This is a genomic window from Desulfitobacterium sp. (assembly GCF_982384815.1).
Genome location: NZ_CEVWNY010000178.1, coordinates 1 through 2,654 on the forward strand (window position 1 = coordinate 1; position 2,654 = coordinate 2,654).

The 2,654-nt window shown below is 45.4% G+C and carries 2 protein-coding genes; one reads left to right on the plus strand and one right to left on the minus strand.

Annotated features, from left to right (window positions below; translation table 11 throughout):
* The coding region (locus AC1U9U_RS15810) for a FadR/GntR family transcriptional regulator (RefSeq protein WP_479961508.1) at positions 1-629 on the minus strand (629 nt) is incomplete at its 3' end.
* 619 nt (positions 630-1,248) lie between these two features.
* On the opposite strand from AC1U9U_RS15810, the gene AC1U9U_RS15815 reads away from it, so the two are divergent.
* A complete protein-coding gene (locus AC1U9U_RS15815) occupies positions 1,249-2,637 on the plus strand; it encodes an FAD-binding oxidoreductase (RefSeq protein WP_479961509.1) in 1,389 nt (462 codons plus the stop codon).
* The last annotated feature ends 17 nt before the right edge of the window (positions 2,638-2,654 follow it).

The window sequence follows — 2,654 nt, forward strand, 5'->3', positions numbered from 1 at the left end:
TCCCGAATCATTTGATAAATATTGCAATGTTCCTCAAGAAGCCGGGAGGTGGTTCCTTCTGTAGCGGAAATCCAAAGGGCACGAGTCACTTGCAAAGTCTGCCCCATAATTTCCTGGACTGTATTCATCATCCGATCCAGAAGGGGATTCTCACTGGCTTTAGCTAGGGTTAGATGAAATTTTAAATCAAGGGTCTCACTGTTCTTAGCCTCAGGGAGATCTTCCTCCATCTGCTCGATAAGTTCCTTCAGAATCGCCAGATCCTCATCCTTGCGCCGCATAGCAGCTAGGCCGGCTGCCTCCACCTCTAAAGCCTTGCGGACTTCTAAGATGTTTTGGAGTTTATCCTTTTCTAATAGAAGAATAAAGCTTAAGGGCTCAATAACGGCGTTGGAGGGATTGGCTTTAACAAAAATGCCACCCCCCTGGCGTATCTCCAAAATCCCCGTTAGACTGAGGGCAGCCAAAGCTTCGCGGACCGAGGTTCGCGATACCTGAAAACGTTCCGCCAGTTCATTTTCCGTAAGAAGTTTATCTCCGGGAGCAAGCTCCCCTTTTATGATAAGGGCTTTAATTTGTTCTAAAATAATCTCCGTAGTCCGCTTGCTTTTAATCGGTCGAATATCCATACCAGTACCTCTCAAATTCTGCGCCTTATGTCCACGCTATTCAGACTTCCATGCCACTATGTACATCACTGAAAAAAACGAAAAATTATTCGGTCGAGATAATTGGCCAAGATTATTCGGCTAAGATAATTTGGCTAAGATAATTCGGCTAAGATAATTCGGCTAAGATAGCTTGGCTAAGATAATTTGGCTAAGATAATTTGGCCAAGATAATTTGGCCAAGATACTTCGCTGACGCTCAGCATGACAAGGGCTGGAACATCGTGTCATTCTGAACGCAGTGAAGAATCTTTTCGAAGGAAGAACCTTTTTCGAAGGAAGAACCTTTTTCGAAGGCAGAACCATATCTGCATAAAATGTTTTAATTATTTTTATTTTGCCTGTATTTCAAATTATACCACATCCACTCGGAAGAGGTTAAATAATGTTGAAAAATTAAAATCTGAAGATTTTCTTTTGTTACAAAGTTCTTTTTTTCTCAATGTAGGAATTTATCAGATATTAACGAATACAATATTATAGTAACATGACGTATCATACTATGGTCAGACCACTAACTCATGTATTAATTATAGCTTATTCATTTATTCAATTCCATCTTTAAGGAGGATTTTTTGCTATGTTGAAAGCGGAAGCTTTGAATGAACTCATCCAAGCCCTGGGAAAGGAGAATGTCGTCACTGAGCATGAGGAACTTTTGACATACTCCTATGACGCTACTGCGGCTATGCCTCACGAAACTCCGGATGTTTTTATTACCCCGAAAACTACCGAACAAGTCTCGGAAGTCATGAAGATCGCTACCAAGTATGACCTTCCCGTTTATCCTCGGGGGTCAGGAACTAACTTAAGTGGCGGAACGATCCCCATTGACCGTGGGATTGTGATGTCCATGCTGCACATGAATCAAATCATCGAAGTGGATGCCGAGAACCTGACCGCAACCGTTCAACCCGGTGTCATCATTCAGGACTTAAACGACGCGGCCTTAGAGCATGGCCTTTTCTATCCCCCCGATCCCGGTACAGTAAAAACCGCTACCATGGGCGGCTCCGTTTCCGAATCTTCCGGCGGTCTGCGCGGACTGAAATATGGCGTAACCAAGCACTATGTCATGGGCATGAAACTGGTTCGTGCCAACGGCGATATCATCAAATGGGGCGGCAAAACCGTTAAAAATGTGACCGGTTACGATTTGACCGCTCTATTCACCGGTGCCGAAGGAACCCTCGGCATTATCACCGAGATCCTTGTCAAGCTCAATCCGGTGCCGGAAGCCAAGAAGAGCTTGCTCGGAGTCTTTGATGATATTGATAAAGCCGGCAATGCTATTTCGGCAATTATTCGCAATAAAGTTATTCCCGCTACCCTGGAAATCATGGACAACATCACCATCCGCACCGTGGAAAACTTCACCCATGCCGGCCTTCCTGTGGACGCTGAAGCAATCCTTCTCTGCGAAGTGGATGGTTACAAGGAAGCTGTCGAACGTGAAGCTACCTTAGTTGAGAGAATTCTCAAAGAAGAAGGGGCTGTAGAAGTCAATATTGCCAAGACCGATGAAGAGCGGGATAAGATCTGGTTTGCCCGTCGGAATGCTCTCCCCGCCTTGGCTCAACGCAAACCTACCACTGTTTTAGAGGACGCCACCGTACCCCGCAGCAAAATCCCCCACATGATCAAAGCCATTCGGGCTATTGCTGATAAATACGGCCTCTTGATCGGTACCTTTGGTCATGCCGGGGACGGCAACCTTCATCCGACCATTTTGACTGATGAAAATAATCCCGAGGAAATGAAAAGGGTGGAAAAGGCTGTCGAGGAAATCTTTGAAGTGGCCGTATCCTTAGGCGGTACCCTTTCCGGAGAACACGGTATCGGTATGGCTAAAGCCAAGTTCCTGCCTTTAGAATTCGGCGAAGCCGGGGTAAAACTTCTCCGGGATATCAAAGAAGCCTGTGACCCTGACTATCGTATCAACCCTGGTAAAATGGTGAGGAGGGACTAAGGTGAGTATTTATAGTT